Raw genomic sequence first — 26,702 nt, 5'->3', positions numbered from 1 at the left:
TGGAACCCTTAGGTTAGTGAGCGTGCGATTTCGGTGATGACATCATAGGCCATTCGCACGTCATCTTGCGTGGTTTCGAACTGACCCGCCTGAAAACGGATCGTCATATCACCATCAACACGGGTTTGGGTCAGGTAAATGCGGCCATCATCGTTGATGGCATTAACCAGCCGCAGGTTCAGCGCGTCCAGATCGGGGTGCCCTTCAGGCGCATAGCGGAAGGTCCACAACGACCACATCGGTTGCGTGGTGATCTGGAAATCCGGCTCGGCCGCCAACTTGTCATGCAGGTCGACGGACCAGTTCACATGATTGCGCAGCCGTTCACGCAACCCCTCAAGCCCATAGGCGCGTATAACGAACCACAGTTTCAGCGCACGGAACCGACGGCCCAGAGGCACCGACCATTCCGAGTAGTTGATGATCCCGTCCTTACCAAGTGTCTTCAGGAATTCCGGGCTAATTGCCAACGTCTGCACCAGGTCATCCGGGTTTTTCAGGAAATGCGCACAGCAATCGAATTGCACACCAAGCCATTTATGCGGGTTGAAGACGATGCTATCGGCCTGATCCACGCCGGGCCAATAGTGGCGATATTCCGGGCAGATCATCGCCGACCCGGCCCAGGCCGCATCCACATGCGTATAAAGCCCGTATTTCTGCGCCACCTTCAAGCATTCGTCGATCGGATCGGTGGCCCCAGTTCCGGTGCCACCAACACACATAATGACACCGGCAGGCTGAAAACCAGAGTCTAAATCGGCCTGAATTGCCCTATCTAGTGCCGCAGGATCCATCCCGCGCCAATCTCCCTTGATCGGAACACGTACTAGATTATCCTGCCCAATCCCCGCAACCCAGATGGCGCGGTCCACCGATGTATGGACCTCGGCCGAGCAATAGACACGAAGCGGTTTCTGACCGAACAACCCCTGACGATTGCCCTGCCAGTTCAACACTTTTTCCCGCATAGTCAGCACAGCGGCCAGCGTTGCCGACGAAGCAGAATCCTGGATGACACCAGCAAACTCTTCGGGCAGGTCCAGCGCCTGTCGCAGCCAGTCCATCATCCGCGTTTCCATCTCGGTTGCGGCGGGCGAGGTCTGCCACAGCATGCATTGTGGCGCGATTGCGCTGGCCAGAAACTCGGCCAGAACCGAAGGGGCCGAGGCGTTCGAGTTGAAATAGGCAAAGAACCGGGGGTGCTGCCAATGGGTAATGCCGGGCATCACGATATCTTCGAAATCGCGAAAAATGTCCTCGATCGCCTGCGCCTGTTCCGGCGGATGGGCGGGCAGGGCGTTGAACACTTCTCCGGGCTCGGTCTGGGAGCGCACCGGTTTGTCCCCCACGGTCAGGTGATAATCCTGTGCCCATTCGGATATTTTCTTGCCCCAGTCTGAGAATTCATCCCATTTCATCGCTATCCTCAGCATTGTTTGGTGGGGGTTACCCCCAGGCTGGTTTTGTCTTGCTGATAGTGATGGACAACGCGGGCAGAAGGTCAACGATCTTTCGATCCTTCACTTCATCACAAAATGACAACTCTGTGAAAATATCCCATCGCATAGAGTCTATTTATGGCCAAATAGGTAAGAACAGCCGAAAAAACCCTCTGTCCCGTTGCAGTGTCGGCGGAATTCGGCAAGAATTTCGTATGACCAATGATGTACCATTGACGTCACGTTCATTGCCCATTGCGTTGCTGCGGGCGCGGGAACGGGTCATGGGACCCATTCGCAAGATGCTGGTGGATGTTGGTGTGACCGAACAGCAATGGCGCGTGCTGCGTGTCCTGAACGAGGAAGGCCCGCAAGAGCCGACTCATATTGCGGACCGTGCTTGCCTGTTGTTGCCCAGCCTCACTCGCATTCTGCAAAAGCTTGAGGTCAAAGGCCTGATCCTGCGGAGCGCGCATCCTTGTGACAAGCGCCGCCAGATCGTCGACATCACAGCCAAAGGAAAGCAGATTATCCAGGACAATATTCAGATAACCATCCATCTGGCCGAGGATCTGCGCACCAAACTTGGGCCCGACCGGCATGAGGCCCTGTTGGACCTGCTGAACGAATTGCGCGAACTGGAAACGTGACACCCCAAATACGAACCCCGCCAGAGACAGGTGCTATCTCTGACGGGGCGGCCAGACGTGTACTGGATTATATGCCTGGCCCGAGGCCGGTTGCACCGGATAGTTCCCGACGGTCCGGCCCGCAATTCAGAGAACGCGCCAATCAAAAAAGTAACCGGCTTTTTGCGCCAAAGACATTGGGGGTAACGCCTTTGACCATAGTTCTCTGAAATATTCGCACCCGATAATGCCGCGTGATGCGGGACCCTATGGGGTGTCTTGACGTCGTGGCGGGTGCTTGGGTCCCCGCCATATCTGTGAGTGGCGGTCAGAGCGCGCGGCACCCCGATTTGCCAGCGCTCGTCACCCAGCCATCTTTCAACTTAGAGCTGTTTGAGCGTTTTCCAAGCCCGTCGACCAGATTGTGAACAGCTGTCGGCCAGGGCTTGCCGATTGGCAGGTAAAATTGCAGTGAATTCAGCCGATGTCGCGAGAAGCGGCGACTTGTTCCCGCGGTTCACCGCATTAAGATGCGCGCTGGCTGATAGATTAGGGGGCTGCCATGCCAGACAATTTGTTTTCTCTTCCCGATCCGGTTGTGATTCCGATGCAGGGGCAGGATGCGGCTTATCCGGTGGGGCGAATTTTCTGTGTGGGCCGTAACTATGCCGCTCATGCCGCCGAAATGGGGCACGAGGTCGACCGCGAAGCCCCTTTTTATTTCACCAAATCAGCGCCAAACGCAGTTCTGACTGGTGCGTCTGTGCCATACCCGCCGGGGACCGAGAATTTTCATTACGAGATGGAGCTGGCTGTAGCCATCGGAAAGCCCGTTTTCCGCGCCACCAGTGCGCAGGCTTGGGACGCCGTCTATGCCTATGGCTGTGCCCTGGACATGACCCGCAGGGATCTGCAAATCCGAGAGCGCAACAAACAGCGACCCTGGGATCTGGGTAAGGACCTTGAGGCCGGGGCAGTGTTTGCGCCCCTGACCTCGGCTGCGGACTGGTCACCGCAAGGCAACACACGCATTCATCTAAGCGTGAACGGCGACATTCGTCAGGATGCCACGCTGAGCGAACTGATCTGGAAGATCGACGAAATCATCAGCCATTTGTCCGGATATTACCATCTGCGTCCAGGTGACCTGATCCTGACGGGCACACCCGCCGGTGTTGGCCCAGTGCAGGCTGGGGATGTGATCGAAGGGGGGATTGACGGGTTGCAGCCGATCCAATTGACGCTGACGGACTCAGAATAGACCCTATTTAGGGTCTTTCAGCCAATCGGTTGCGAATTCAATACCGTCCAATCCAGCAAACCGGCGGACGCGGTCCATCTCGGCCTCTAGCCTGCGTGTCCGCGCGTCGGACCAGCGCACGGATCGCTCTGGCCATAACGCGTTGATCTGTAGAATGCCACAGTCGCGCTGGGCTTTCATATCGATCCGGCCAATCAATCGGTCCCCTTCCAGCAGCGGAAACACGTAATAGCCATAGGTCCGTTTGGCGGCGGGAACGAAGACCTCAATCCGATAATGGAACCCGAACAGACGTTCCGCGCGGTTGCGGTCGCGCAGCATCGGGTCAAAGGGGCTAAGCACGCGAATGCGGCTGGACGGCGAAGGCGGGTTTTTCTCGGCCAAATCCGGGCGCGCGAGCAGTTTGCGGATTCTTCCATCGGCACAGGTGACTTCAATCTCCTCCAGAATACCCTGTGTTAGACCCTTATTACACCAGTTCTTGGCCTCGCTAACACTGACCGTATCCCAGAATGCCGCCAGCTCTCCGGGTGTTGCAAATCCCAGCCGGTCCAACGCTGCATTGCACAACCAATCCACGGTTTCCTCGGCGTTGCAGGGCATGTTGCCAGGACACAGATGCGTCTCGATGACCCGTTCGGTCAGATCGTATTGCTTTTGAAATCCGTTGCGGCCAACCACGGTCAGCGCGCCCGACCGCCACAGGAACTCAAGCGCCGTTTTCGATGGGTGCCAATCCCACCAACCGCCCGAGCCCTTTTTCTCGTCCTTGCCCACATCCGAGGACGAGACCGGGCCATGATCGCGGATATGTTGCAGGACAGAGGCAAACTGCTGCTCAAACCCATCCCGGCGCCAATTTTTCCACCGGGATTTCAACAATACCTCATCACGTTGAAATCGCAGATGCCAATGGGGGTAAAACTCTATCGGGATGACAGCAGCGTCATGAGTCCAGTGTTCAAACAGCGCCTTGTCACGTTCGTAAAGCTGTTTGAGGTTTTTGGCGCGATAGGATGGCCTGCGCGAATACAGGATCATGTCATGGGCGCGCGCCACGGTATTGATACTGTCCAGCTGAACAAAGCCCAGTCGGTGGATCAAATCCAATAAATCCGCACCTTTGGCCCCGCCCGAAGGCGGTTCGGCCAGCGCATGGTGATCCATAAACAACGCGCGGGCCGTTTTGTTGTCCAGCCGTCGCGGCGCCATGAGTTTAGCGCCGCTTCAGTGTGTCGCCGTAGCTGATCTTGGGGGTCAGTGTCAGACGCGTGTCGACCTCGGTATTCGGATCGGCCAATTGCGTGGCGATAATCTCGGCCGCCTTGCGCCCGATCTCAAGACGGCAGGCATCCATCGTGGCCAGTTTGCGCGGTAACCCCTGCAGTAGTTCGACATTGTTGAACCCGGCCAGACCGATCTGTCCCGGTATGTCGATGCCCTGTTCCAGCAGGTACAGCAATCCACCAGCACCAATCATATCATTGGAATAATACAGGAAATCCAGATCTGGTGAACGATCCAGCATGGCCTGCGTCATCTCGCGCCCTTTGGCCAGGGCCGAGCCGCCGGAATAGAACTCACGATCTTCGATCTCGATCCCGTTCTTGCCCAGCACTTCGGTAAAACCTTCAAAGCGTTTCCGCGCGCGGTGGTCCAACGGCATCTTGGTTCCCATGAAACCGATATGTTGATAACCCGCTTTCAGGATCGCAGCAGCCATTTCGCGCCCAGCACGACGGTGCGAAATGCCGACCATCGCGTCCACTGGTTTGCCATCTGTATCCATGATCTCGACCACTGGAATTCCGGCTGAATCGAGCATTGCGCGGGCTGCTTCGGTATGTTCCAGTCCCGCGATGATCACACCCGACGGCCGCCACGAGAGCATCTCGTAAAGGACCTTTTCTTCTTTCTCGGGCAGGTAATCGGTGACGCCGACCACGGGCTGCAATTCAGTGTCTTCCAACACCTGATTGATACCGGTCAGAACCTCGGGAAAGACCATATTGGACAGCGACGGGATAATCACCGCAACCAGATTTACGCGGCTGGAAGCCAGCGCGCCTGCAATCTTGTTAGGAACGTATCCCAACTCTTTCGCGGCAGCCAAAACGCGGGTGCGGGTGGCGTCGGACACGTCACCTCGGTTCCTCAGAACGCGGCTGACTGTCATTTCGGACACTCCTGACGCTTCCGAGACATCACGAAGGGTAAGCGGACGTTTTGTTTCTGTGGTCACGGAGGGCACCTGCACTGTTGTTTTGCCCGATGGTAGCGTGAACGGGACTTGATTTACAACTGTTGTGCAAAGGTCATGACAACCTGAAAAAACCGGGTTACAGAGAGCCTTGCGCGGCCCCGTGGCTCAACTGGATAGAGCAGCCCCCTCCTAAGGGGCAGGTTGCAGGTTCGAATCCTGCCGGGGTCGCCAAGTTTGCTGAAACACAGCTATAGGCGGCCGGGCGGTCAGGTAGTGTACGACGACATTCAAGAATAGGCGTCAGCGGTTTGATCGGTCAGCTTGCCCGATGCCAGCGCTGCCAGTGCAACCATCGCGGCTGCGGTGCCCAGGACCAGGGAAAGACCTCCGATTTGATAGGTCAGCCCGGACAGGACGGTGCCCACAAGGCGGCCCGTCGCGTTGGCCATGTAGTAAAATCCGACATCCATCGTCACCCGTTCCGATTTTGTGAAGGCCAGAATCAAGTAGGAATGCAGCGATGAGTTGACTGCGAACACCGCGCCGAACAGCAGCAGGCCCAGAACCAGCGTGACGGTTAACCATGTTTCGGGGCCTGAAGAGAACAGCACCACAATCGTCAATGCGGCGGGTACGCAAAACAAAGCTGCGGCCCAGCTGCGGGCGGAATGGATCAGGTCTGCTTCGCTGCGTTCACTGGCGCGCAGAATCTTGGGCGCGCTGGCTTGAACAGCGCCGTAAAGGATAACCCAGACCGCCATGAAAGAGCCGATCATGAAAAAGGCTGCGCGGTTTCCTTCTTGGGTGCCGTCGGACAGCACGGCGTAGAAATAGATCGGGATGCCGACCACGAACCACACGTCTCGGGCGCCAAAAAGAAAGACACGCGCCGCCGAAAGCCAGTTCACATTGGCGGATTTCGAGAACACCTCGGAGAATTTTGCCCCCTTGCGGCCCATGGGCAGACCTGCGGGCATGAACAGTATTACTCCAATCAATATCAGCGCCAGAACTGCGGCCATAACCAGGATCGCCATCATGAATCCCGAGGTGGCCAACATCACCGCACCCAGCAGAAAGCCCAGCCCTTTCACCGCATTCTTGGATCCGGTCAGCACCGCTACCCAACGAAAAAGCCCGCCCTCCTCGGTGGGTGCCAGCAGTTTCACAGAAGATTTCGAGGACATCTTGGCCAGGTCCTTGGCCACGCCGCTGGCCCCTTGCACCATCATCACAAAGGTCACCGATGCTGCGATGGTCCAATTCGGGTCCAGTTGCGTCATCGCCAGTAAGGCCAGAACCTGAAGTCCCAGACCGGCATAAAGCGTCGAGGTCAACCCGAAGCGTGCCGCAATCCAGCCCGCCGTCAGATTGGTCACGATCCCTGCGACCTCATACAAAACAAACAGATAGGCCAACTGCACCGGTGAAAAGCCCAGCGAATGAAAATGCAACAGCACCAACATGCGCAACGCACCGTCGGTCAGCATAAACGCCCAATAGGCGGCTGTGACCGCGATATAGGCCGACAGACCCTCGGGCCGTTGGGTCACAGCCCCGACCCAACCATAAGGGCAACGTCCACCAGGCGGTGCGCATAACCCATTTCATTGTCGTACCAGGCATAGATCTTTACCTGCGTTCCGTTCACCACCATGGTCGAAGGCGCATCCACGATCGAAGAGCGTGTATCATTGGTGTAGTCGGTCGACACCAAAGGCCGCGTTTCATAACCCAGAATACCTTTCAAGTCCCCTTCGGCGGCGGCTTTGAACAGGGCGTTGACCTCTTCAGCAGTTGTTTCCCGCTCGACTTCGAACACGCAGTCGGTCAGCGAGGCGTTCAGCAACGGCACACGCACCGCATGGCCGTTCAGCCGCCCCGTGAGTTCGGGGTAGATCAGCGTGATTGCGGTGGCCGATCCTGTGGTGGTCGGGATCAGCGAATTCAATGCCGAGCGTGCGCGGCGCAGGTCCTTGGCCGGTCGATCCACGATGGTTTGCGTGTTGGTCACGTCGTGGATTGTAGTCATCGATCCGTGTCGAATGCCCAGGTTATCATGGATCACCTTGACCACAGGCGCCAGGCAGTTGGTGGTGCATGAGGCCGCAGTGATGATTAGGTGCTTGTTCGGGTCATAGGTGGCATCGTTGACGCCCACGACGATGTTTGCGGTGGGCCCATCCTTGACCGGGGCCGAGACGACAACCTTTTTGACGCCAGCCTTGAAATAAGGGGCCAGCTTGGCCTCGGTCTTGAATACGCCTGTGCAATCGATCACCACATCGACACTGTCCAGTGGAAGGGCATTCAGGTCCTTGGTGCCAATAAAAGGCAGGCGGGTGCCATTGATCGTGACACTCTCTGCGTCATGCTCGAAATTGGCATCCCAGCGGCCATGCACGGTGTCAAACTCCAGCAGATGCGCGTGCATTTCGGGGTCGCCCACTGCATCATTGATCCAGGCGATCTTGGCGCCTTTTTCCAGCAATGGTTTCAAGGCCAGCTTTCCCATCCGGCCCAAACCGTTCAGTGCGTAGGTCGTCATAACTATTCCTCGACAGGCGTTCTGCCGATGTCATCGACAGCAGATTGCAATGCGATCCGGTCAAGACTTTCGACCGGCAAAGAGGTGAAGGCTTCGATCCGGCGCTTGAGCGCGCCATAAGTGTTCTGAAAGGCCAGGCTTTTTTCGGCGTCTGTTCCTTCGGTCTGGACCGGATCGATCATACCCCAGTGGCCGCTGATCGGCTGACCTTCCCAGGCGGGGCATTCTTCGTTTGCGGCCTTGTTGCAGACAGTAAAAACGAAATCCAACTCGGGCGCGTCGGGGCCCGAGAATTCAGATATGCTTTTGGACCGTAGACCCGAGGTGTCATGACCCTTGTCCTCAAGCACTTGCATGGCCATCGGATTCAGCTCGGAAAACGATTTTGTGCCAGCTGAGTAGACGTTGAACCGGGTCCCGGCGATGTCTCGCAGTAGGGTCTCGGCAAAAATGGAACGCGCCGAGTTGCCTACGCAGATAAACAACACGTTGAATTTGCGGCCCGTCATTGCGCCGTTTCCTTGCTCGGATGGCATGCAGATATCAGGGCGGCCACGGCAGCAATCGTTCAGCAGGAAGCCCAGCATGTTCTGCACGTTCTTCATTTCAACCGAATAGAGCAAAGAAGTCCCCGACCGCTCCTGCGTCACCAGCCCGGATCGTTGCAATGCGTTCAGATAGTTCGACAGAGTGCTGGGTTTGATACTCAGCTCTGTCGCCAATTCACCCGCCGGAACGGCGTCAGGAAAGCGTCGCATCAATATACGAAACACCGAAATACGTTGCGGGTGGCCAAGGACAGCGAGTTGGTTTGTTATTCGATTTATCATATTTCATGAAATATCGAAATAATACACAAGCAACAATCCCTAACCCGCGCCGTTACAATAAATTCACATTCGTTGTCACTGAATGTTCGCGTTGGGGTCGAGCGGCCAACAGCGCAGCTTGCCCAAACGCGTGGAAAAAGCACGAGGAAACCAAAAAGAAGTGGGCTTGCGCGTACCACCCCGACCGTTTAAACGAACCCTCGCTTGCCTCAATAGCTCAGCTGGTAGAGCAGGTCCTTCGTAAGGACAAGGTCGGGGGTTCGAGTCCCTCTTGAGGCACCACATGCATTCCCGAATCGTGTTCCGGTAACCGCTTAGGCGCGTTTTTCGCCTATTGTTGTGACGCCCAGAACCGACAGAACCTTGGCTTCGATCTGTTCGGCATTCATGCCCGCAACGGCATACATGTCCGCTGGGCTGGCCTGATCGATGAAGATATCCGGCAGCACCATCGAGCGGTATTTCAGCCCGTGATCGAACACACCCTCATCCGCCAATAGCTGTGCCACGTGGCTGCCAAATCCGCCAACTGCACCTTCTTCGATGGTGATCAGAGCCTCGTGGTTAGCGGCCAGATCAAGGATCAGATCGCGGTCCAGCGGTTTGGCGAAACGGGCGTCGGCGATGGTGGGTGTGATCCCGCGGGCTGAAAGGGCCTCGGCGGCCTTCTGCACCTCGGCCAAGCGGGTGCCAAAGGACAAAAGCGCCACGCGCGCACCTTTTTGGATCATGCGGCCTTTGCCGATCTCAAGCACCTCGCCTCGTTCAGGCAGGTCGACGCCCACACCCTCGCCGCGCGGATAGCGGAACGCAATGGGACCGTCATCATGGGCCGCCGCCGTGGCAACCATATGCATCAGTTCGGCCTCATCCGCAGCGGCCATGACGGTCATGCCGGGCAGGTTGGCAAGATAGGCAATATCGAAGGATCCCGCATGGGTTGCGCCATCAGCACCCACCAGCCCTGCACGGTCGATGGCAAAACGCACCGGCAGGCGCTGAATGGCCACGTCATGCACCACCTGATCATAGCCGCGCTGCAAAAAGGTCGAATACATCGCGCAGAACGGTTTCATACCGCCAGCCGCCAGCGCCGCCGCGAAGGTCACGCCGTGCTGTTCTGCAATTGCGACGTCGAAACAGCGCGACGGGTAGCGTTCGGCAAACAGGTTCAACCCGGTGCCGTCCGGCATTGCGGCCGTGACAGCCACGATCTTGTCATCGCGCCCCGCCTCATCAACCAGCGCTTTGCCAAAGACCGACGTATATGACGGCGCGTTGGACGGGGCCTTTTTCTGCTCGCCCGTGACCACGTCAAATTTCGCGGTGGCGTGGCCCTTGTCGCGGGCCTGCTCGGCGGGCGCGTAGCCCTTGCCCTTTTTTGTCAGCACATGGATCAGGATCGGACCGGTCGCCCGTGCTTTGACCGTGCGCAAAACCGGCAGCAACTGATCCATGTCGTGACCGTCGAGAGGCCCGATATAGGAAAAGCCAAGCTCTTCGAACAGCGTGCCGCCCACCGCCATGCCTTTCAGCATTTCCTTGGCCCGTTTTGCACCTTCTCGGAACGGTTCAGGCAGAAGCGAAACCGCACCTTTGGCAGCCGCTTTCAATTCGTGGAACGGGGCTTCGGTATAAATTCGCGACAGATAGCTGGACAGTGCACCGACGGGCGGGGCGATGCTCATCTCATTGTCATTAAGGATGACGATCAGACGTTTGCCCAGATGACCGGCGTTGTTCATCGCCTCAAAGGCCATACCCGCCGACATCGACCCATCGCCGATCACGGCAATTGCGTCACCCAGCCCTTCGGGCGTGACGCCTCCCAGATCGCGAGCCACGGAAAACCCAAGTGCGGCGCTAATCGAGGTCGAACTGTGCGCCGCCCCAAACGGATCATACGGGCTTTCGCTACGCTTGGTGAACCCGCTCAGCCCGTCCTTCATGCGCAGGGTTCGGATACGGTCGCGCCGCTCGGTCAAGATCTTATGCGGATAACACTGATGCCCCACATCCCAAATGATCTTGTCGCGGGGCGTGTCGAACACCGCATGTAAAGCAGTGGTCAGCTCGACTACACCTAGGCCCGCGCCCAAGTGCCCACCTGTGACGGACACGGCCGAGATCGTTTCGGTTCGCAATTCCTGTGCCACCTGATGCAGTTGCGCATCCGAGAACTGCTTGAGATCCGCAGGGCGGCTCACAAGGTCCAGCAAAGGCGTTTTCGGGCGGTCAGACATTTGGCGTTCCTGGCTTAGCTGTCCCGGGCAATAACGAAGCGGGCGGCGTCCTTCAAGGTTTCTGCCGATGCGCCATAGCCGTCCAATGCGGCGCAGCCTTGATCCACCAGTTCCGCCGCACGGGCTTTGGCTGCTTCCAGACCCAACAGTGAAACAAATGTGGCCTTGCCAGCCTGGGCATCCTTTTGCAGGCGTTTTCCAGCCTTTTCGGCATCACCCTCGACATCCAGAATGTCGTCCGCGATCTGAAAAGCAAGCCCCAGTGCCCGGGCATATTGGCGCAACGGCTCGGGGTCGGCCTGCGCCAATCGCGCACCGGCACAGGCGGACCATTCAATAAGGACACCGGTCTTACCCGCTTGAAGGCGCGTGATTTCGTCCAGGGTCAGCGGTGCTGCAGCCGTTTCCGCCGCGATATCCAGCGCCTGACCCAGCACCATACCTTGCGCTCCGCTGGCCTTGGCAAGGGTCAGGGCCAACTCTGCCCGAACCTCGGCCGTGCCGACCTCAGGGCGGGTGCAGAGTTCGAAGGCCAGCGTCTGCAACGCGTCCCCGGCCAGAACGGCGGTGCCTTCGTCCCATTTCACATGAACCGTGGGCCGCCCACGGCGCAGATCGTCGTCATCCATACAGGGCAGATCGTCATGGACTAGTGAGTACGCGTGCAGTGCTTCGATCCCGGTGGCGGGCCAAACGGCGCGACTTGCATCCACGCCGTGCAGGCGCGCGCTTTCCAGCACCAGAAACCCACGCAACCGTTTGCCACCTTTGATGGCATAGGCCATCGCACGGGTCACATTCAGATCGTCCAGCGCGCCCAGAACCAGATCGAACTGATCCTGAATCCGCGCCGCATCCTGCGCTAGTATTTCACGAAACATTTACTGACCTTCGACAGGCGTCGTCCCGGTCGGCTGACCGTTGGCGTCCAGAGTAATAGCGGCCACCTTTTCTTCGGCCCGCTTCAGTTCCTCCTCGCAGCGCTTTTTCAACGCCGCGCCGCGCTCATACAACGCGATGGACTGGTCCAGCGCCACATCGCCGCGCTCGAGCTGGCCAACAACGGCCTCAAGCTCTTTCATCGCCTGTTCGAATGTCATCTGGTCTACTGGGGTATCGGTCATCGGGCTGCCTTCATCAATTCTTCCACATGGGCGCGTGTGGCCTGGGCCAGTGCGTTCAGATCATACCCGCCTTCCAGAGTCGAGACGATACGGCCCCCGCAAAGGTCCTGGGCAATCTTGCAAAGCTCGGCGGTGACCCAGGCGAAATCGCCGGTGGACCAGTTCAGATTGGCCAAAGGATCGTCCTGATGCGCGTCAAATCCAGCCGAGATGATGATCAGGTCCGGCTTGAAGGCGCGCAGGCGCGGGAAGGCCTGTGTTTCATAGGCCGCGCGCATCTCGGCCCCGCCGGAACCAGGGGGCAGGGGGATGTTGAGAATGGTTTCAAACGCGCCGGTTTCATCCGGACGCCCCGATCCGGGCCATAACGGCATCTGCTGGCTGGTGATCACAAGTGCGCGTTTCTCATCCCACAGCAAATCCTGCGTGCCATTGCCGTGATGCACGTCAAAATCAACCACTGCGACGCGGTTCAGCCCGTGATGATCCAACGCATGCTTCGCCGCCAGCGCGGCATTGCCGAACAGGCAAAACCCCATGGCGGTGTCGGTTTCGGCGTGATGCCCCGGAGGCCGGATCGCACAAAACGCATTTTGCGCCTCACCGCCCAGCACCATATCCACCGCCCGCACCACAGCCCCCGCCGCGCGATAGGCCGCATCGACCGAGCCCGGAGACATGAACGTGTCCCCGTCGATCTGGGCACAGCCCTCCGCGGGGCGCATTTTGCGCACATCCCGGATGTAGCTTTCCGGATGTATGCGCAGCAGATCGTCATCCGCCGCCAGTGGCGCTGTCACCCGGTTCAGGTCCAATGACTCCAACGCATGCAGGATATGCTCCAGCCGAGCCACCCGCTCAGGGTGCCCATCCGGGGTGACATGCTCCAGACAATCCGCATGAGTCAAAAGGGCGGTTTTCATATCGATCCCCTGTTCATCTGGCTAAAAATACCTTCGCCGAAGGCCAAAAGTTGCCGCGAAGCGGCCTGATCAATCCGGCGCCAGCATATACCCGGCGCCCCGGACCGTCTGCAGATAACGTGGCTGCTTTGGGTCTTGTTCGATCTTGCGCCGCAGCCGGGTGATCTGCACATCAACCGCGCGTTCCTGCGCCTGTCCCTTGTCGCGGCCCAGATCCTCGACCAGCTTGGCGCGGCTGATCGGCTCACCGGGTTGGGTCGAGAAGATCTTCATCAACTGGCTTTCCGTCGCAGTCAGACGCACCGGTTCTTCGCCCTGCCACATCTCACCACGTTCCACGTCATAGCGGATCGGGCCGAGGGTCAAAATCTTGGTCGCCGTATCTTGCGCTGGTGTTTCAGGCATCCGCCGCAGGATCGCGTTGATGCGCAGCAACAGCTCTTTTGGCTCGAACGGCTTGGCCAGGTAATCGTCCGCGCCAGCCTCAAGCCCGGCGATCCGGTGTTCGGTCTCACCACGCGCGGTCAACAGCAGGATCGGGGTTGAATGGGTTTCGCGCAGCGTTCTGGTCAGGCTTACGCCGTCTTCGCCCGGCATCATCACGTCCAGAACGATCATGTCGAAGTCCAGCCCCGAAAGTACCCGCCGCGCATGGGCGGCATCACGGGCGGCGGTCACCAGAAACCCGCTGCGCATCAGGAATTTCTTGAGCAGATCACGAATACGCTCATCGTCGTCGACGATCAGCAGATGGGCATCCAAATCGCTCATGAGGTCGTATCCCGCAGTTTCGTGTAAGCATGACGCATATCAGCATCCATCATTGCTTCAAGTACTTTACGAAATCCTGATACCGCCTCGGGGCCCGCATCCTTGTAGGCGGCGCGCATTCGCACCCGCTGAGCCTCAGAGAGTTTGGCCTCAAGCGCCTTGCCTTTTTCGGTCAGAAACAGATGGCGTTCGCGCTTGTCCACTGTGCCCACGCGGCTTTCGACCAGCCCGTCATCGATCAAGGTCCGCAGCACCCGGTTCAGCGACTGTTTCGTCACGCCCAGGATTGCCAGCAAGTTGTTCACGGTCGTTCCTGGCGCGCGGTTGATGAAATGAACGGCGCGGTGATGGGCTCGACCATAGGCGAGTTGCGCCAGAATGCGATCAGGATCGGCGGTAAAGCCCCGGTAAGCGAAAAACATCGCTTCGATCCCTTGTCGCAACTGTTCGTCGGTCAAAAACAAAAGGCTTTCACCGCCAAACACTTGGGCGGGGCGCGTATCCGACATCATTTGCCTCATTCGTTACTCAGGACCGACTTTATGTCAGCGTTATTGACATTCCAAGAGTGGACAGGTATCGAACCGCAGTTTCTGCGCAACTTTATGTCCGCATCGGACTTAAATGGCGCAACAAGCGAAAAATTCAACCCAGTTCAGGAGGTTTCGCATGGCGGGGTATGATGATCGTGACGGCGTGATCTGGATAGACGGTGAACTGGTGCCTTGGCGCGATGCCAATGTACACATCCTGTCTCATGCAATGCACTATGCGTCCTCGGTGTTCGAAGGTGAGCGCGCATATAACGGCAAGATCTTCAAAAGCCGCGAGCATTCCGAGCGTTTGATCGCATCTGCTGACGCGCTGGACATGCCGATGCCTTATACGATCGATCAGATCGAAGCCGCCAAGGAAGAAACCCTGAAAGCCAGCGGTCTGCAGGACGCCTATGTGCGGGTGCTGGTCTGGCGCGGTTCGGGCGAAGATATGGGCGTGGCCTCGGCCCGAAACCCCGTACGTATGGCCGTCGCGGTTTGGCCTTGGGGCGCCTATTATGGCGACGCTAAGATGCAAGGCGCCAAGCTGGACATCGCCGAATGGAAACGCCCCAGCCCCGAAACCATCCCGGTTCACGCTAAGGCGGCGGGTCTCTACATGATCTGCACCATTTCCAAGCACAAGGCCGAGGCCAAGGGCTGCTCGGACGCGCTGTTCATGGATTACAACGGCTATGTGGCCGAGGCGACCGGTGCCAACGTGTTTTTCGTCAAGGATGGCGAGGTACATACTCCGTTGGCCGATTGCTTCCTGAACGGCATCACCCGTCAGACCGTGATCCAGATGCTGAAAGACAAGGGCATCAACGTGATTGAACGTCGTATCAAGCCCGAAGAAATGGCTGATTTCGAGCAATGCTGGCTGACCGGCACAGCGGCCGAGGTCACTCCGGTGGGGCAAATCGGCGACTACACTTTCGAAGTCGGAGATCTGACCCGCGAGATCGCTGCAGATTATGAGGCGCTGGTTCGCGCCTGATCTGACCAGAAACGCACAGTTTTGAACCCCCGCGTTTCGTGGGGGTTTTTCTTTGCCTGCCGTTCAAGTTCTTGTGCAGATCGTTCAACGGGCTGGACGGCAGCGCAGGCAGCGATAGGTTACGCCCATGTTGGACCTGCTCAGCGATATCCTCACCCGCCTGTCCTTGCGGGGGACATTCTACTTCCGCACGTCATTCACGCCGCCTTTCGGTATCCAGGTCCCTGCCTATCAAAATGTCGCCCGGTTCCACTTTGTTCAGCGCGGCGAATTGAAGGTTTACGTCTCTAACACAGGGGAAACGCTGCGGCTCAAGCAAGGCGATTTGATCCTGATCCCGCACGGGGCCGCGCACGCGCTGCTGTGCAATGAGATCAAGCCACTGGACGCGTTGCCATTAGAGCAGGTTCTGGAGGAGGCCGGTTATCAGGGCGATGGCGTCCTGATTTACGGGGGCGAGGATAAAAGCCGCGATACTCAGCTGGTGTGCGGCCATTTCTCATTCACTGGTCCGCCGGGACGAAGGGGCGCAGGTCATATGCTGATCGACCGCTTGCCGTCGTACATTCTGATCGAAAACTACGGCGAAGAGGCCGGTGCCTGGATCGAAGCGACCCTGCGCATGATCGGGTCCGAGATCAACGGTGCCCGTATCGGGGGCGACCTGATCGCCCTGAAACTGTCCGAAGTGCTATTTGCGCAAGCTATACGCGCCCATCTGGAATACCAAAGCCCCAGCGATACCGCCTTGGCCGGGTTCGCTGATCCGCGCATCTCGCGGGCGCTGACCGCCTTTCATCAGGCCCCCGCACAGGAATGGAGTGTCGAGTCACTGGCGCGTGAGGCCGGGATGTCACGTACCGCCTTCGCGCAGTTGTTTGCCGAGAAGATGAACGCGACCCCCATGCAATATCTGACGGATTGGCGCATGCAGATCGCCTGTCACGGCCTGACTGAGAATCGCTGGAACGTGGCGGATGCGGCGGCCGAGGTTGGCTATGCGTCAGAAGCGGCCTTTTCCCGCGTGTTCAAGAAACAGATTGGCCTGTCTCCGGCAGCTTACCGGTCCATGCACTGATCCGCTGGATCTTCGAACGATCTGCAATGTTTCGCGAACGATCCAGAATTAAACGTCCGACTATCCAATCTTAACTTGGTGCCATGCCAAGTTAGGAAAGGAAAAAACAATGTCTGTCCGTTTTGTTACCCGCACTGTGCATGCTTATCTTGATTATCCGGTTGCTCTGGCGCTGATGGTGTTGCCTTTTGTTTTAGGGCTGGGGCAATCCAACCCAATGGCGTTGTGGCTGTCGGTAGTCACCGGTGTCGCGGCGCTTGTTCTGACCGTGCTGACCGACCACCATCTCGGCGTCTGGCGGGTTCTGCCCTATAAATTCCACCTGGCGGTTGATTTGCTCGTCGGCGTCACGTTCCTGGCCGCACCTAGCCTGTTTGGTTTTACGGGGCTGGACGCAATTTACTACTGGCTGAATGGTGCGGCGGTGGTTGCTGTGATCTCGCTTAGCGCGTCGGAACAGGGCGCAACCGCCTGAGTGTGAAATACGCCCACTTTTATGTCTGTGAGTCGCTTGTTTTAAGAACAGGCGGCTCATCCGCTCATCAAACGCATCACACCTGATCACACGGCGCTTTTGCTCTTGCAATTCCTGACTAAAATAATCAGATAAAAAGCAGCGCTGGGTATGATACTATCCGGCACCGAATTTCGAGGCGGTTTGCGGGCTTAGCGCGTGACTTGGTGAGAGCCCGCCGCCGCCTCGGAAACGAAACAGACTGGCATGGAAAGAGCTTGGTATGGGCGATCCGCTGGACGAAATCATGGCACGGTACGAGGCCGCAACCGCGTGCGGCTGCTGTTGTGACGACGATTTTTGCGCCTATGTCGACAAGAAAAAACCTGCCACAGATCCCAATTCAACCGACCGTTTACCTGACAGCGCCGCCAGCGAACGCGGGTCTGTCCGTTTTCTCAATGAAAATCGGGCGGTGTAACAGCCCCGAAACGGGGCTGTTTAGACTTTGTTTTTAGAAATCTACGCCGCGCTGGGCTTTGATACCGGCTTGGAACGGGTGCTTTTCTTCGGTCATTTCGGTAACTAGATCGGCATAGTCGCGCAGCGCTTGCGGGGCGTCGCGCCCGGTCAGGAAAACGCTGGTCTTTTCCGATCGTTCGTTCAGACCGCCAATCACCTGATCAACCGACAGGTATTCATAGCGCAGGGCGATGTTGATCTCATCCAGAACCACCAGATCATAATCCCCGCTGGCCATCAGCGCGCGGGCCTTGTCAAAGGCGGCATTAGCGGCTGCGATGTCACGCTCGCGGTCTTGGGTGTCCCAGGTAAAGCCCTCGCCCATCGTGTGCCAGGTGACCAGATCACGTTCTTCGAAGAAACGCCGCTCGCCGGTTTTCCACTTGCCCTTGATGAACTGGACCACGGCGACCTTCTGCCCCCAGCCCAGGGCGCGGATTACCACGCCAAAAGCGGCCGAGGATTTGCCCTTGCCCTTGCCGGTATTGATTAGCACCAGCCCGCGGCCCGGATCGACCGCCTCTGAGACTTTCTTGCGGTGCTGAGCCTGCACCTTTTGCATCTTTTCCTTGTGATCCTGCGCGTCGCTCATGGGGAACCCTCATTTTGTGTCGCGCCACACCCTAGGGGAAGTTTGGCAAAGGTAAAGGTCAGGCTTTGGGATCTGTGACGGCGCGGGCGCGTCCACGTTCCAGACCCAGCTGATGTTCGCGCCAGATCACCACGATATTGCCGGCGATCACTAGTGCCGCACCGATCAACATCACCAGTGTCGGGAGTTCGCTGAACCAGAAATAGCCGATGACTATGGCAAACAACATCGAAGTATAGTCGTAGGGCGCTAACATCGACGCCTGACCAAAGCGATAGGACGAGGTCACCAGAATCTGCGCCACACCGCCGATCAGCCCGGCCAGAATCAACATGGCGGCTTGCTCCCACGTGGGCAGGACCCAGCCCCAGAAAACGGTCAGACCGGACAGCAAGGTCGCGGTCATCGAGAAATAAAACACAATGGCCGCCGGGTGGTCGACCTGCACCAACTGCCGGATGTGAATCTGCACAAAGGCGCGTGCAACAGTCGCCCCTAGAATGCACAGCGCGCCGATAGTGGCGGCGGCCTCCATGTTGTTGCCGCCCAGTCGGGGCCAGATCATGATCAGAACACCCAAAAGGCCAATGGCCACGGCGGCGATCCGAATCTTGCGGATGCGCTCGCCCAACATGATCGCGGCCAGAATCAGGGTGAAAATCGGGGTCGCGTAACCAATTGCCGTCGCCTCGGGCAGGGGGATCAGGCCAAGGCCAGTAAAGGTCAGCCCCATCGCTGTGGTCCCCAGTACGCCGCGCCAGAAGTGACCCATGGGTTTGCGAACAATAAAGCCTCGCGCCAATTCTCCGCGTGAGATCAGCCAGATGACGATCACTGGAATGGCGAACAGTGATCGGAAAAACACCATCTCTCCCGGCGGAAAGTGATCAGACTGCGACTTGATCAACCCGGCCATCACGGTGAACAAAAACACCGCGCTCGTTTTCAGAGCGACGGCCAGCAGCGGTCGATGCGATGTTAACGGTTTTGCCATCGGCGCGAACCTGCGCCTTTGTTCGACAAAGATCAACGCGTGGAATCAGGAATTCGTCCAGTCCGCAGGCAGAGACTGGCCGATCTCGTCCGCGAAGTCCTCCAGAAAGCGGATCATCAGCTCGATGCGTTGTCGTGCAAGGGTTTTTCCGCCCTCGGTCAGCATGTCACTGGGCAGGCCCAGCAGCTTTACCTTCCAGTGATCCAGCGAATAGGTCAGATCGTCCAAGGACCGATTTGCGGCAAACGGATCAGCCGGATCGTACAGCGCCCGTCCCAAAGCGCCTGAAACCGAAAAGTTCCGCGCAATGCCAATCGCGCCCAGCGCGTCAAGCCGGTCCGCGTCACGCAGAATGCAGGCCTCGGGTGAGACTGGCGTGATATTGGCAGAGAAGCTGTGTGCCTCAATCGCATGCTGAATTGCGCGAACTTGGTCTGGGCTATAGCCAAGTTTGCTCAGTATAGGCTCTGATTCCTGCGCGGACTGGCGGGATGCCAGATGGCGATCCGGGTCGTCTTTGGAGAGGTTCACCAGATCATGCAGATAGCTGGCGGCCAGCAACACGGGCATGTCGGTCTGATCGTCCGCAATGGCCTGCGCGTTCACCCAAACCCGGTCCAGATGGGCCAGATCATGCGCCGGGTCGGTCTCCATCCGCTGCGCGACGATGGCGCGCAGGCGCGCGCACAGATCAGCCGATCCGTCCACGGTTCTCTCCGATCTGGCCACGGTGCAGCAGCAAGTGGTCGAGGATGACGCAGGCCATCATTGCCTCGCCCACGGGCACAGCACGGATGCCGACGCAAGGATCGTGGCGCCCTTTTGTAATGATCTCGGTTTCCTCACCGGATTTAGTGATGGTTTTGCGGGTGGTCAGGATCGACGAGGTCGGCTTCACCGCAAATCGCACCACAAGATCCTGCCCAGTCGAGATACCGCCCAGAATTCCGCCCGCATGGTTGGAACTGTATTGCGGACCGTCCTGCCCCATGAAAATCTCGTCTGCGTTGGCTTCGCCGGTCAGTTCGGCGGCGGCCATACCTTCACCGATCTCAACACCTTTGACGGCGTTGATCGACATCATCGCAGCGGCCAGATCAGTGTCTAACTTGGCATATACGGGGGCGCCGATGCCGGCAGGGACGCCTCGGGCTACCACTTCAACCACTGCGCCGACCGAATTGCCGGATTTGCGCAGATCATCCAGATAGGTCGCCCAGTCTTCGGCTGCTGCCGCGTCAGGTGTCCAAAACGGGTTCTGTTCTATTTGCGACCAGTCAAAATTGGTGCGGTCAATCTTGCGCGGCCCCATTTGCACCATATAGCCGGTGATCTGCACATTGGGAGCGATCTGTTTGATAGCTTCGCGCGCCAGCCCCCCGGCGGCCACACGCGATGCGGTTTCCCGGGCCGAACTGCGCCCGCCACCGCGGTAATCCCTGATACCGTATTTCTGCCAATAGGTGATATCGGCGTGACCCGGCCGGAACTTGTCCATGATATCGCCGTAGTCTTTTGAGCGTTGATCGGTGTTCTCGATCATCAGTTGCACGGGCGTGCCGGTGGTCTGGCCTTCAAACACGCCGGACAGGATTTTAACCTGATCAGGCTCACGTCGCTGGGTAGTGAATTTGTTCTGCCCTGGTTTGCGCTTGTCCAGCCAGTGCTGGATCATCGCCTCGTCAATCGCAACGCCCGGCGGGCAGCCATCGACGGTGGCACCCAAAGCGGGCCCGTGGCTTTCGCCCCAGGTGGTGACGCGGAAGAGGTGTCCAAAGCTGTTCATCGACATGGGGCATGCTCCTTTGCGCGTCGTGATTAGCGGGCAAGGCCCGCGGCCTCAAGCGGATTTGCGGTTGGGGCCGTTTGACCCCAACCTTGTTCACATCACGCAGCCGCAGCCAACCCGGCGCGGGTCTGTGTGATTTTCAGCGCCGCCTGAGCGGCTTCGCGGCCCTTTTGCACAAAGTGGTCGCGGTAGATGGCATTGTGGTGGTCGGTTTCCTGATACTGGTGCGGGGTCAGCGATACCGATAGGACCGGAATACCTGTGTCCATCCCTGCGCGCATTAGCCCGTCAACCACGGCTTGGGCAACGAAATCGTGTCGATAGATACCGCCATCCACGACGAATGCGGCGCAGGCGACCGCGGCATAACGCCCGGTTTGGGCCAGGTCGCGGGCCAGCAGCGGCATCTCGAACGCGCCCGGGACGTCATAAACGTCGACCTGCTCGGCGGGAATGAGGTCCAGAAACCCATCCAGCGCGCGGTCAACGATATCGGAATGCCAGTTGGCTTTGATAAAAGCATAGCGGGTGTGTGTCATCATGATCTCCTTTCGTAACAGACACGTCACCCAAGGCGATCACGAGCAAACACGCCGTATCACCGGCGTTACTTGCACGTTCTCTTTCATCCGGACTTTAACCGTCGGCTCTGGCCTCTCACCAGATCTGCTGACACCCCGGTCAACGGGGCCGCTCGCGGGCTTACGGGTCTTGGCCCGCATACCGCCGGTGGGGAATTTCGCCCCGCCCTGAGAACGGGATCGACATTGCCAAGGCCCGCGCGGTTCCGCAAGGGTGAAGGTGCTGGCAATTGATGGGTTTTGTTTCAAACCAGCTGCTGTAGGGTTTCTGAAGCCAAGGAGAATGTGAATGAAACTCTATCACAGCCCGATGTCCCCCTATGTGCGTAAGGTTATGGTTTTGCTGCATGAAACCAGCCAACTTGACGATGTCGAGGTGATGACCATTGCCAATACGCCGTTGGATCCGTCCGATTCCCTGCTGGGCAAAGTGCCGTTGACCAGAATCCCCGCCTTGGAGCGGCCCGATGGCCCGACATTGTTCGACAGTCGGGTGATCTGCGCCTTTCTGGACGCACGTGCCAAGGCCGGGATGTACCCCGAGGGTTCCGGGCGCTGGGACGTGCTGACACTGGAAGCGCTGGCAGACGGTATTATGGATTCAGCTTTGGCGGTCGCCTATGAAGAGCGTTTCCGCCCCGAGGATAAGCAGTGGGACCTTTGGAAGGATGCGCAATGGGGCAAGATCGAACGCGCCTGCGCTGCGCTGAACCAACGGTGGATGGCCCATTTGGCGGGTCCACTGGATATGGGCCAGATCGCTGTGGCCTGCGCACTGGGTTATCTGGACCTGCGGCATGATGCGCGTGGCTGGCGTAAGGGCAATGATGCGTTGGCCGCGTGGTACGCGGATTTCAGCGAACGGCCAAGCATGGTTGCCACCCGCCCGCCAGCCTAGGAAACAGGCCCCGCGCCGAGGATGGGGCGGAGCCTTTTGCATTACTGGCTGCTGAAGGTGGCCAGATAGGCAGCAATGTCTTCGGCCCCTTTCTTCAGCTTCACGCTCATGTTCGGGCGTGCGGTTTCGTCATTCAGGTAATCCTGAATAAACCCAATCGGGTCTTGCGAGTAAGCGATGATATTTTCCTCGGTCCACACAAGCCCTTCGTTGCCCGCACGGATCATGTCATCAGTGAACATTCCGATGGGCAGGCGTTCGCTTCCGTAAAGATAATCAGTCTCGGATCCGGCAACACGACCTACCACACCATACAGATTCGGCCCGGTGATGCCGCCTTTGACCAAAATTTCTCCATCTTTGATAATCGCGTGGCAAGAAGAGCAGCGGTTATATAGTTTTTCACCCTTTGCCGGATCGCCAACGGCCACGGCCTGAGACGCGATGGCCAGAAAAAGGGTCAGCGTTGGTGCAAAAAGTTGTGACGCGGGGTTTGACATTGAAAACGTCCTGCAGAGGTTGGAATTTCCTTGCCTTTCGTGGATTCCCGTTAAAAGTGCAATCGAATTCAGACGTATATAACCCGTTATAAAATATACATTTTTAACTCAGTTTTTAATTGGTCACACATTCCGGAAAAGTGGAAAATAGGGTGGCAGAATCTGGTCTGAATCTTGCCCGATGCCCGCTTTCTTGCGTGGCAAAACCCAGTTCTGCATGCCGGTTTAGCCCTCAGTATGCCTCACCCGAATCACATGGGCAGCAGGTTTAGACAGGCGGCTGGTTCCCCCGCTTAAATCCGCCCCCATCTTGAAAAAATACCCCGTCGTTGTGACATGAATGCCCTGTTGAGGCGTCCTGCGCGCCTATGACCGCTGGACGAACCGATTTCTCCCGGCTAGATAGCCGCGATGAGACGCCGCTTTGATGCGGTGCTGATGCATGTTTGCCCGCAATCGCGGGCGCCGGAATCGGAGAAAACCTCGTGTCCCACGCAGAAGACCACGAAGGCACCCGCAGAGATTTCCTCTACTACGTCGCAGGCGGCGCAGGTGTCGTTGCGACGGGTGCAGCCGTATGGCCCCTGATCAACCAAATGAACCCATCGGCAGACGTTCAGGCGCTGTCCTCGATTCGCCAGGACGTCAGCGGTGTCGAGCCGGGCACGCAGCTGACCGTCAAATGGCTGGGCAAGCCTGTATTTATCCGTCACCGTACCGGTGCTGAGATCCAAGAGGCTCAGGAACAGGACGCCGAAGGCGTAGATGCACTGCCTGATCCGCTGGCGCGCAACTTCAACCTGCCCGCCGATGCGCCCGCAACGGATGCCAACCGCGTGATGCCGTCGCCCGAAGGTGAAGCGCCCGGCGCATGGATTGTTCAGATGGGCGTTTGCACCCACCTGGGCTGTGTCCCTCTGGGCGATGCGGGTGATTTCGGTGGCTGGTTCTGCCCCTGCCACGGTTCGCACTATGACCTTGCCGGTCGTATCCGCAAAGGCCCCGCGCCTGAAAACCTGCCCGTTCCGCCCGTTGAATGGGTGGATGCGACAACCATCAAGCTCGGCTAAGGGAGACCCAGATGTCCGGAATTCCCCACGATCATTACGAGCCGAAGACAAATGGCGAGAAGTGGCTGAACAGCCGTCTGCCGATCGTCGGCCTGCTGTATGACACCCTTATGATCCCAACGCCCAAGAACCTGAACTGGTGGTGGATCTGGGGCATCGTCCTGGCGTTCTGCCTGGCGCTGCAAATTGTCACCGGTATCGTTCTGGTGATGCACTACACCCCGCATGTCGATCTGGCCTTTGCCAGCATCGAACACATCATGCGCAATGTGAATGGCGGCTATATGCTGCGCTACCTACACATGAATGGCGCATCGCTGTTCTTTGTTGCGGTATACATCCACATCTTCCGTGGCCTGTTCTACGGCTCGTACAAAGCCCCGCGTGAGATCACGTGGATCATTGGGATGCTGATTTACCTGATGATGATGGGCACCGCCTTCATGGGCTACGTTCTGCCTTGGGGTCAGATGTCCTTCTGGGGTGCGACCGTGATCACTGGCCTGTTTGGCGCGATCCCGTTCGTGGGTGATGCGATCCAGACCTGGCTGCTGGGCGGACCCGCGGTGGACAATGCCACGCTGAACCGCTTCTTCTCGCTGCACTACCTGCTGCCGTTCGTGATTGCAGCGCTGGTCATCGTGCACATCTGGGCCTTCCACACCACCGGCAACAACAACCCCACAGGTGTTGAGGTTCGTCGCGGTTCGAAAGCCGAAGCCGAGAAAGACACGCTGCCGTTCTGGCCGTACTTCGTGATCAAAGATCTGTTCGCACTGGCTGTGATCCTGGTTGTGTTCTGGGCGGTCGTCGGTTTCATGCCGAACTATCTGGGCCACCCGGACAACTATATCGAAGCCAACCCGCTGGTGACGCCTGCGCACATCGTGCCCGAATGGTACTTCCTGCCGTTCTACGCGATCCTGCGTGCCTTCACTGGTGAGGTCTGGGTCGTGCAGTTCGCCAGCTTCATCACCGGCGGCATTGTTGACGCCAAATTCTTTGGTGTGATCGCGATGTTCGGTGCGATTCTGGCCATGGCGCTGGCGCCCTGGCTGGACACGTCGACTGTGCGTTCGGGCAAATACCGCCCGCTGTTCAAATGGTGGTTCTACCTGCTGATCATCGATTTCTTTGCCCTGATGTGGCTGGGTGCGATGCCCGCGGAAGAGCCCTATGCGACCTTCTCGCTGATCGCGTCCGCCTACTGGTTCGCCTATTTCTTCGTGATCCTGCCGATCCTTGGCGTGATCGAGAAACCTCTGGCCCAGCCCGAGACCATCGAAGAAGACTTCAACGCGCATTATGGCAAGGCTGACGCCGACGCCACGCCGGCCGAGTAAGAAGAGGGACCGGAAACATGTTCAAGAAACTTGCAATCGGTGCCGCGTTTGCTCTCGCCCTTGCTCCTGCTGCGTCCTACGCGGCAGGCGGCGGCGAACAGCATATCGAGGACTTCCACTTCTCGTTCGAGGGGCCGTTTGGCACCTGGGATCAGAACCAGCTGCAGCGCGGTCTTCAAGTCTATACCGAGGTTTGCGCGGCTTGCCACGGCCTGAGATACGTGCCCCTGCGCGACCTTGAAGCGCTGGGCTATTCGGAAGAAGAAGTCATCGCCTATGCGGCGGGCAACTTCGAAGTGTTCGACCCCGAGCTGGACGATTTCCGTCCGGCCATTCCGACCGATCACTTCCCGGCAAATGACGGCGTTGGCGCACCGGACCTGAGCCTGATGGCCAAGGCCCGTGCGGGCTTCCACGGTCCTTACGGTCTGGGCATCAACCAGTTCTTCAAAGGCATGGGTGGCGCGGAATACATCGCCTCGCTGCTGGATGGCTATACCGGCCATGAAAAAGAAGAGGCCGGCACGATCCTGTACGAAAACACCGCTTTCCCAGGCGGCTGGATTTCGATGGCACCGCCCCTGGCCGAAGATCAGGTGGAATTCGCTGATGGTCACCCGGCCACGGTCGAAGCCTTGTCCGAAGACATCGCGGCCTTCCTGATGTGGACAGCCGAGCCGAAGATGATGGAGCGTAAGTACTCCGGCTTCGTCGGTGTGATCTTCCTGTCGCTGTTGTCGGTGCTGTTGTACCTGGTCAACAAACGCCTGTGGGCAGGCGTGAAAGGCAAGAAGTCCGTCTGATCGGATTTTGCTTCTGAATGTTACGAGGCCCGGTGTTCGACACCGGGCCTTTTTTGTTCGGCAGGCTGCCGGTGTTATACTCGCCTCGTCCTTTGTTGTTTCTGGGGCAGCACATTTTCAGCGCATTACATTTGGGAGAACGAATTATGGACACGCAGAGCAATGTCGAAAAGATGCGGAAAGCCTTTGCAGAATGGAACGATTGCAAGGCGTCAGATATCGGTATGTGGGAAAAATACACGACCGAGGATCTGTGCATGCGTTCGCTGGGCCGGGGCCAATACGGGCTGGATTTTAGCTGTGGGCGCGATGGTCGGGCCGAGATGCAGGAATATCTGGAAGATCTGACTGCCGCATTCGAGATGCAGCATTGGACCCTGAAAGACACCATTGCACAGGATGACCGTGTTGTCGGCATCGGCGCCTGTGCCTGGACGCATAAAGGCACTGGCAAGACGGTAGAGACGCCGATTTTGATCATTTGCCGGTTTCGCGACGGGCTGGTCTGTGAATACGAGGAATTCTATGACACCGCAGCGGTGTCTGCGGTCACCACCTAAGCAGCTTT

The 26,702-nt window shown here is 58.1% G+C and carries 29 protein-coding genes, 2 tRNA genes and 1 riboswitch; of the genes, 13 read left to right on the top strand and 18 right to left on the bottom strand.

From position 1 onward, the window contains the following. Window positions 1-8 precede the first annotated feature (8 nt). Window positions 9-1,421 carry a pyridoxal phosphate-dependent decarboxylase family protein gene (locus ACR0B8_RS11305; RefSeq protein ID WP_226689049.1) on the bottom strand — a complete coding sequence of 471 codons (1,413 nt, stop codon included), beginning with the start codon at window positions 1,419-1,421 and terminating at the stop codon, window positions 9-11. A gap of 236 nt (window positions 1,422-1,657) precedes the next feature. On the opposite strand from ACR0B8_RS11305, the gene hpaR reads away from it, so the two are divergent. Together hpaR and ACR0B8_RS11295 are read left to right on the top strand one after the other, a co-directional pair. Next, window positions 1,658-2,092, top strand: coding sequence for a homoprotocatechuate degradation operon regulator HpaR (hpaR, locus tag ACR0B8_RS11300; protein WP_170349627.1), 435 nt, complete (start codon window positions 1,658-1,660; stop codon window positions 2,090-2,092). A 541-nt stretch (window positions 2,093-2,633) separates the two neighbouring features. Further along, window positions 2,634-3,332, top strand: coding sequence for a fumarylacetoacetate hydrolase family protein (locus ACR0B8_RS11295; RefSeq protein WP_170360956.1), 699 nt, complete (start codon window positions 2,634-2,636; stop codon window positions 3,330-3,332). 3 nt (window positions 3,333-3,335) lie between these two features. On the opposite strand, the gene ACR0B8_RS11290 is transcribed toward ACR0B8_RS11295, so the two are convergent. Then, on the bottom strand, window positions 3,336-4,544 hold the full coding sequence (locus ACR0B8_RS11290; RefSeq protein ID WP_170360953.1) for a winged helix-turn-helix domain-containing protein: 1,209 nt from the start codon (window positions 4,542-4,544) through the stop codon (window positions 3,336-3,338). Between the two features lie 4 nt (window positions 4,545-4,548). Next, window positions 4,549-5,574, bottom strand: coding sequence for a LacI family DNA-binding transcriptional regulator (locus ACR0B8_RS11285; RefSeq protein ID WP_170360951.1), 1,026 nt, complete (start codon window positions 5,572-5,574; stop codon window positions 4,549-4,551). Window positions 5,575-5,689: 115 nt separating this feature from the next. Here ACR0B8_RS11285 and ACR0B8_RS11280 point away from each other — a divergent pair. Then, a tRNA-Arg gene (locus tag ACR0B8_RS11280) sits at window positions 5,690-5,766 on the top strand. Between the two features lie 56 nt (window positions 5,767-5,822). On the opposite strand, the gene arsJ is transcribed toward ACR0B8_RS11280, so the two are convergent. From arsJ to ACR0B8_RS11265, 3 genes are read right to left on the bottom strand one after another with little or no spacing between them, the layout of a single operon-like run. Beyond that, window positions 5,823-7,088, bottom strand: a complete 1,266-nt coding sequence (gene arsJ, locus ACR0B8_RS11275; RefSeq protein WP_170360949.1) for an organoarsenical effux MFS transporter ArsJ — start codon at window positions 7,086-7,088, stop codon at window positions 5,823-5,825. Continuing rightward, window positions 7,085-8,083 carry an ArsJ-associated glyceraldehyde-3-phosphate dehydrogenase gene (locus tag ACR0B8_RS11270; RefSeq protein WP_170360947.1) on the bottom strand — a complete coding sequence of 333 codons (999 nt, stop codon included), beginning with the start codon at window positions 8,081-8,083 and terminating at the stop codon, window positions 7,085-7,087. The genes arsJ and ACR0B8_RS11270 overlap by 4 nt, the downstream gene beginning before the upstream one ends. 2 nt (window positions 8,084-8,085) lie before the next feature. Beyond that, window positions 8,086-8,913 carry an arsenate reductase/protein-tyrosine-phosphatase family protein gene (locus ACR0B8_RS11265; protein WP_226689053.1) on the bottom strand — a complete coding sequence of 276 codons (828 nt, stop codon included), beginning with the start codon at window positions 8,911-8,913 and terminating at the stop codon, window positions 8,086-8,088. A 206-nt stretch (window positions 8,914-9,119) separates the two neighbouring features. Between ACR0B8_RS11265 and ACR0B8_RS11260 the strand changes: the two genes are divergently transcribed. Continuing rightward, window positions 9,120-9,195, top strand: a tRNA-Thr gene (locus ACR0B8_RS11260). 32 nt (window positions 9,196-9,227) lie between these two features. Here the strand turns inward: ACR0B8_RS11260 and dxs are convergent. The 6 genes from dxs to ACR0B8_RS11230 all read right to left on the bottom strand — a co-directional run bounded on the left by dxs (window position 9,228) and on the right by ACR0B8_RS11230 (window position 14,483). Next, window positions 9,228-11,156 carry a 1-deoxy-D-xylulose-5-phosphate synthase gene (dxs, locus tag ACR0B8_RS11255; protein WP_170376385.1) on the bottom strand — a complete coding sequence of 643 codons (1,929 nt, stop codon included), beginning with the start codon at window positions 11,154-11,156 and terminating at the stop codon, window positions 9,228-9,230. 14 nt (window positions 11,157-11,170) lie between these two features. After that, complete coding sequence (locus tag ACR0B8_RS11250) at window positions 11,171-12,037, bottom strand: polyprenyl synthetase family protein (RefSeq protein WP_170360943.1); 867 nt, start codon at window positions 12,035-12,037, stop codon at window positions 11,171-11,173. Beyond that, complete coding sequence (locus tag ACR0B8_RS11245) at window positions 12,038-12,280, bottom strand: exodeoxyribonuclease VII small subunit (protein ID WP_058282745.1); 243 nt, start codon at window positions 12,278-12,280, stop codon at window positions 12,038-12,040. Further along, window positions 12,277-13,203 carry a histone deacetylase family protein gene (locus ACR0B8_RS11240; RefSeq protein WP_170360941.1) on the bottom strand — a complete coding sequence of 309 codons (927 nt, stop codon included), beginning with the start codon at window positions 13,201-13,203 and terminating at the stop codon, window positions 12,277-12,279. The genes ACR0B8_RS11245 and ACR0B8_RS11240 overlap by 4 nt, the downstream gene beginning before the upstream one ends. A 69-nt stretch (window positions 13,204-13,272) precedes the next feature. Next, window positions 13,273-13,974: a response regulator gene (locus ACR0B8_RS11235; RefSeq protein WP_170349647.1), complete on the bottom strand. Its 702-nt coding sequence runs from the start codon at window positions 13,972-13,974 to the stop codon at window positions 13,273-13,275. Continuing rightward, entirely contained in the window at window positions 13,971-14,483 is a 513-nt protein-coding gene (locus ACR0B8_RS11230) for a MarR family winged helix-turn-helix transcriptional regulator (RefSeq protein WP_170349648.1), read from the bottom strand. Before ACR0B8_RS11230 ends, ACR0B8_RS11235 begins: the two co-directional genes overlap by 4 nt. A gap of 160 nt (window positions 14,484-14,643) precedes the next feature. Between ACR0B8_RS11230 and ACR0B8_RS11225 the strand changes: the two genes are divergently transcribed. The 4 genes from ACR0B8_RS11225 (at window position 14,644) to ACR0B8_RS11210 (ending at window position 17,523) form a co-directional block, all read left to right on the top strand. After that, complete coding sequence (locus ACR0B8_RS11225; protein WP_170349649.1) at window positions 14,644-15,510, top strand: branched-chain amino acid aminotransferase; 867 nt, start codon at window positions 14,644-14,646, stop codon at window positions 15,508-15,510. A 127-nt stretch (window positions 15,511-15,637) separates the two neighbouring features. Continuing rightward, the gene (locus ACR0B8_RS11220) at window positions 15,638-16,588 is read left to right on the top strand and encodes an AraC family transcriptional regulator (protein ID WP_170349650.1); all 951 of its coding nucleotides are present in this window, start codon (window positions 15,638-15,640) and stop codon (window positions 16,586-16,588) included. 109 nt (window positions 16,589-16,697) lie between these two features. Then, window positions 16,698-17,063 carry an SPW repeat domain-containing protein gene (locus tag ACR0B8_RS11215; RefSeq protein ID WP_170349651.1) on the top strand — a complete coding sequence of 122 codons (366 nt, stop codon included), beginning with the start codon at window positions 16,698-16,700 and terminating at the stop codon, window positions 17,061-17,063. 262 nt (window positions 17,064-17,325) lie between these two features. Continuing rightward, a complete protein-coding gene (locus ACR0B8_RS11210) occupies window positions 17,326-17,523 on the top strand; it encodes a hypothetical protein (protein ID WP_480658513.1) in 198 nt (65 codons plus the stop codon). A gap of 33 nt (window positions 17,524-17,556) precedes the next feature. Here ACR0B8_RS11210 and cobO read toward each other — a convergent pair whose 3' ends face one another. The 5 genes from cobO to ACR0B8_RS11185 all read right to left on the bottom strand — a co-directional run bounded on the left by cobO (window position 17,557) and on the right by ACR0B8_RS11185 (window position 21,478). Next, window positions 17,557-18,156, bottom strand: coding sequence for a cob(I)yrinic acid a,c-diamide adenosyltransferase (gene cobO / locus ACR0B8_RS11205; protein WP_480638385.1), 600 nt, complete (start codon window positions 18,154-18,156; stop codon window positions 17,557-17,559). Between the two features lie 58 nt (window positions 18,157-18,214). Next, window positions 18,215-19,150 (bottom strand): DMT family transporter, encoded by a 936-nt coding sequence (locus ACR0B8_RS11200; RefSeq protein ID WP_170360934.1) that lies wholly within the window; start codon window positions 19,148-19,150, stop codon window positions 18,215-18,217. Window positions 19,151-19,195: 45 nt separating this feature from the next. Further along, a complete protein-coding gene (locus ACR0B8_RS11195) occupies window positions 19,196-19,858 on the bottom strand; it encodes an HD domain-containing protein (protein ID WP_480658515.1) in 663 nt (220 codons plus the stop codon). Continuing rightward, the gene (gene aroC / locus ACR0B8_RS11190) at window positions 19,842-20,942 is read right to left on the bottom strand and encodes a chorismate synthase (RefSeq protein ID WP_170349656.1); all 1,101 of its coding nucleotides are present in this window, start codon (window positions 20,940-20,942) and stop codon (window positions 19,842-19,844) included. Before aroC ends, ACR0B8_RS11195 begins: the two co-directional genes overlap by 17 nt. Window positions 20,943-21,037: 95 nt before the next feature. Further along, window positions 21,038-21,478, bottom strand: a complete 441-nt coding sequence (locus tag ACR0B8_RS11185) for a 6,7-dimethyl-8-ribityllumazine synthase (protein ID WP_170376366.1) — start codon at window positions 21,476-21,478, stop codon at window positions 21,038-21,040. 74 nt (window positions 21,479-21,552) lie between these two features. Further along, window positions 21,553-21,700, bottom strand: a riboswitch (FMN riboswitch). Between the two features lie 109 nt (window positions 21,701-21,809). Between ACR0B8_RS11185 and ACR0B8_RS11180 the strand changes: the two genes are divergently transcribed. Further along, window positions 21,810-22,418, top strand: coding sequence for a glutathione S-transferase (locus ACR0B8_RS11180; RefSeq protein WP_226689055.1), 609 nt, complete (start codon window positions 21,810-21,812; stop codon window positions 22,416-22,418). Between the two features lie 41 nt (window positions 22,419-22,459). Here the strand turns inward: ACR0B8_RS11180 and ACR0B8_RS11175 are convergent, their stop codons facing one another. Beyond that, window positions 22,460-22,918: a c-type cytochrome gene (locus ACR0B8_RS11175; protein ID WP_226689056.1), complete on the bottom strand. Its 459-nt coding sequence runs from the start codon at window positions 22,916-22,918 to the stop codon at window positions 22,460-22,462. A 485-nt stretch (window positions 22,919-23,403) separates the two neighbouring features. On the opposite strand from ACR0B8_RS11175, the gene petA reads away from it, so the two are divergent. The 4 genes from petA to ACR0B8_RS11155 all read left to right on the top strand — a co-directional run bounded on the left by petA (window position 23,404) and on the right by ACR0B8_RS11155 (window position 26,694). After that, the gene (gene petA, locus ACR0B8_RS11170) at window positions 23,404-23,988 is read left to right on the top strand and encodes a ubiquinol-cytochrome c reductase iron-sulfur subunit (RefSeq protein ID WP_170349660.1); all 585 of its coding nucleotides are present in this window, start codon (window positions 23,404-23,406) and stop codon (window positions 23,986-23,988) included. Between the two features lie 11 nt (window positions 23,989-23,999). Beyond that, window positions 24,000-25,331 carry a cytochrome b gene (gene petB, locus ACR0B8_RS11165; protein WP_170349661.1) on the top strand — a complete coding sequence of 444 codons (1,332 nt, stop codon included), beginning with the start codon at window positions 24,000-24,002 and terminating at the stop codon, window positions 25,329-25,331. 17 nt (window positions 25,332-25,348) lie between these two features. After that, the gene (locus ACR0B8_RS11160; protein WP_226689057.1) at window positions 25,349-26,134 is read left to right on the top strand and encodes a cytochrome c1; all 786 of its coding nucleotides are present in this window, start codon (window positions 25,349-25,351) and stop codon (window positions 26,132-26,134) included. A gap of 146 nt (window positions 26,135-26,280) precedes the next feature. Next, the gene (locus ACR0B8_RS11155) at window positions 26,281-26,694 is read left to right on the top strand and encodes a nuclear transport factor 2 family protein (protein ID WP_170349663.1); all 414 of its coding nucleotides are present in this window, start codon (window positions 26,281-26,283) and stop codon (window positions 26,692-26,694) included. Window positions 26,695-26,702: the final 8 nt, after the last annotated feature.

This window comes from Ruegeria sp. BH6 (assembly GCF_056538105.1).
The sequence above is the reverse complement of the archived record's forward strand: the minus strand, read 5'-3'. Positions and strand labels throughout refer to the sequence as shown.

Bases quoted from the DNA above. Each gene is read 5' to 3' on its own strand.
- ACR0B8_RS11220 (WP_170349650.1), top strand. From the start codon at position 15,638: ATGTTGGACCTGCTCAGCGATATCCTCACCCGCCTGTCCTTGCGGGGG.
- ACR0B8_RS11265 (WP_226689053.1), bottom strand. From the start codon at position 8,913: ATGATAAATCGAATAACAAACCAACTCGCTGTCCTTGGCCACCCGCAA.
- ACR0B8_RS11270 (WP_170360947.1), bottom strand. From the start codon at position 8,083: ATGACGACCTACGCACTGAACGGTTTGGGCCGGATGGGAAAGCTGGCC.
- ACR0B8_RS11225 (WP_170349649.1), top strand. From the start codon at position 14,644: ATGGCGGGGTATGATGATCGTGACGGCGTGATCTGGATAGACGGTGAA.
- ACR0B8_RS11295 (WP_170360956.1), top strand. From the start codon at position 2,634: ATGCCAGACAATTTGTTTTCTCTTCCCGATCCGGTTGTGATTCCGATG.
- ACR0B8_RS11185 (WP_170376366.1), bottom strand. From the start codon at position 21,478: ATGACACACACCCGCTATGCTTTTATCAAAGCCAACTGGCATTCCGAT.
- ACR0B8_RS11200 (WP_170360934.1), bottom strand. From the start codon at position 19,150: ATGGCAAAACCGTTAACATCGCATCGACCGCTGCTGGCCGTCGCTCTG.
- ACR0B8_RS11210 (WP_480658513.1), top strand. From the start codon at position 17,326: ATGGGCGATCCGCTGGACGAAATCATGGCACGGTACGAGGCCGCAACC.
- dxs (WP_170376385.1), bottom strand. From the start codon at position 11,156: ATGTCTGACCGCCCGAAAACGCCTTTGCTGGACCTTGTGAGCCGCCCT.
- ACR0B8_RS11250 (WP_170360943.1), bottom strand. From the start codon at position 12,037: ATGTTTCGTGAAATACTAGCGCAGGATGCGGCGCGGATTCAGGATCAG.
- ACR0B8_RS11245 (WP_058282745.1), bottom strand. From the start codon at position 12,280: ATGACCGATACCCCAGTAGACCAGATGACATTCGAACAGGCGATGAAA.
- aroC (WP_170349656.1), bottom strand. From the start codon at position 20,942: ATGTCGATGAACAGCTTTGGACACCTCTTCCGCGTCACCACCTGGGGC.
- cobO (WP_480638385.1), bottom strand. From the start codon at position 18,156: ATGAGCGACGCGCAGGATCACAAGGAAAAGATGCAAAAGGTGCAGGCT.
- ACR0B8_RS11290 (WP_170360953.1), bottom strand. From the start codon at position 4,544: ATGGCGCCGCGACGGCTGGACAACAAAACGGCCCGCGCGTTGTTTATG.
- petB (WP_170349661.1), top strand. From the start codon at position 24,000: ATGTCCGGAATTCCCCACGATCATTACGAGCCGAAGACAAATGGCGAG.
- hpaR (WP_170349627.1), top strand. From the start codon at position 1,658: ATGACCAATGATGTACCATTGACGTCACGTTCATTGCCCATTGCGTTG.
- ACR0B8_RS11235 (WP_170349647.1), bottom strand. From the start codon at position 13,974: ATGAGCGATTTGGATGCCCATCTGCTGATCGTCGACGACGATGAGCGT.
- ACR0B8_RS11215 (WP_170349651.1), top strand. From the start codon at position 16,698: ATGTCTGTCCGTTTTGTTACCCGCACTGTGCATGCTTATCTTGATTAT.
- ACR0B8_RS11175 (WP_226689056.1), bottom strand. From the start codon at position 22,918: ATGTCAAACCCCGCGTCACAACTTTTTGCACCAACGCTGACCCTTTTT.
- ACR0B8_RS11160 (WP_226689057.1), top strand. From the start codon at position 25,349: ATGTTCAAGAAACTTGCAATCGGTGCCGCGTTTGCTCTCGCCCTTGCT.
- ACR0B8_RS11305 (WP_226689049.1), bottom strand. From the start codon at position 1,421: ATGAAATGGGATGAATTCTCAGACTGGGGCAAGAAAATATCCGAATGG.
- ACR0B8_RS11155 (WP_170349663.1), top strand. From the start codon at position 26,281: ATGGACACGCAGAGCAATGTCGAAAAGATGCGGAAAGCCTTTGCAGAA.
- ACR0B8_RS11240 (WP_170360941.1), bottom strand. From the start codon at position 13,203: ATGAAAACCGCCCTTTTGACTCATGCGGATTGTCTGGAGCATGTCACC.
- ACR0B8_RS11230 (WP_170349648.1), bottom strand. From the start codon at position 14,483: ATGTCGGATACGCGCCCCGCCCAAGTGTTTGGCGGTGAAAGCCTTTTG.
- ACR0B8_RS11180 (WP_226689055.1), top strand. From the start codon at position 21,810: ATGAAACTCTATCACAGCCCGATGTCCCCCTATGTGCGTAAGGTTATG.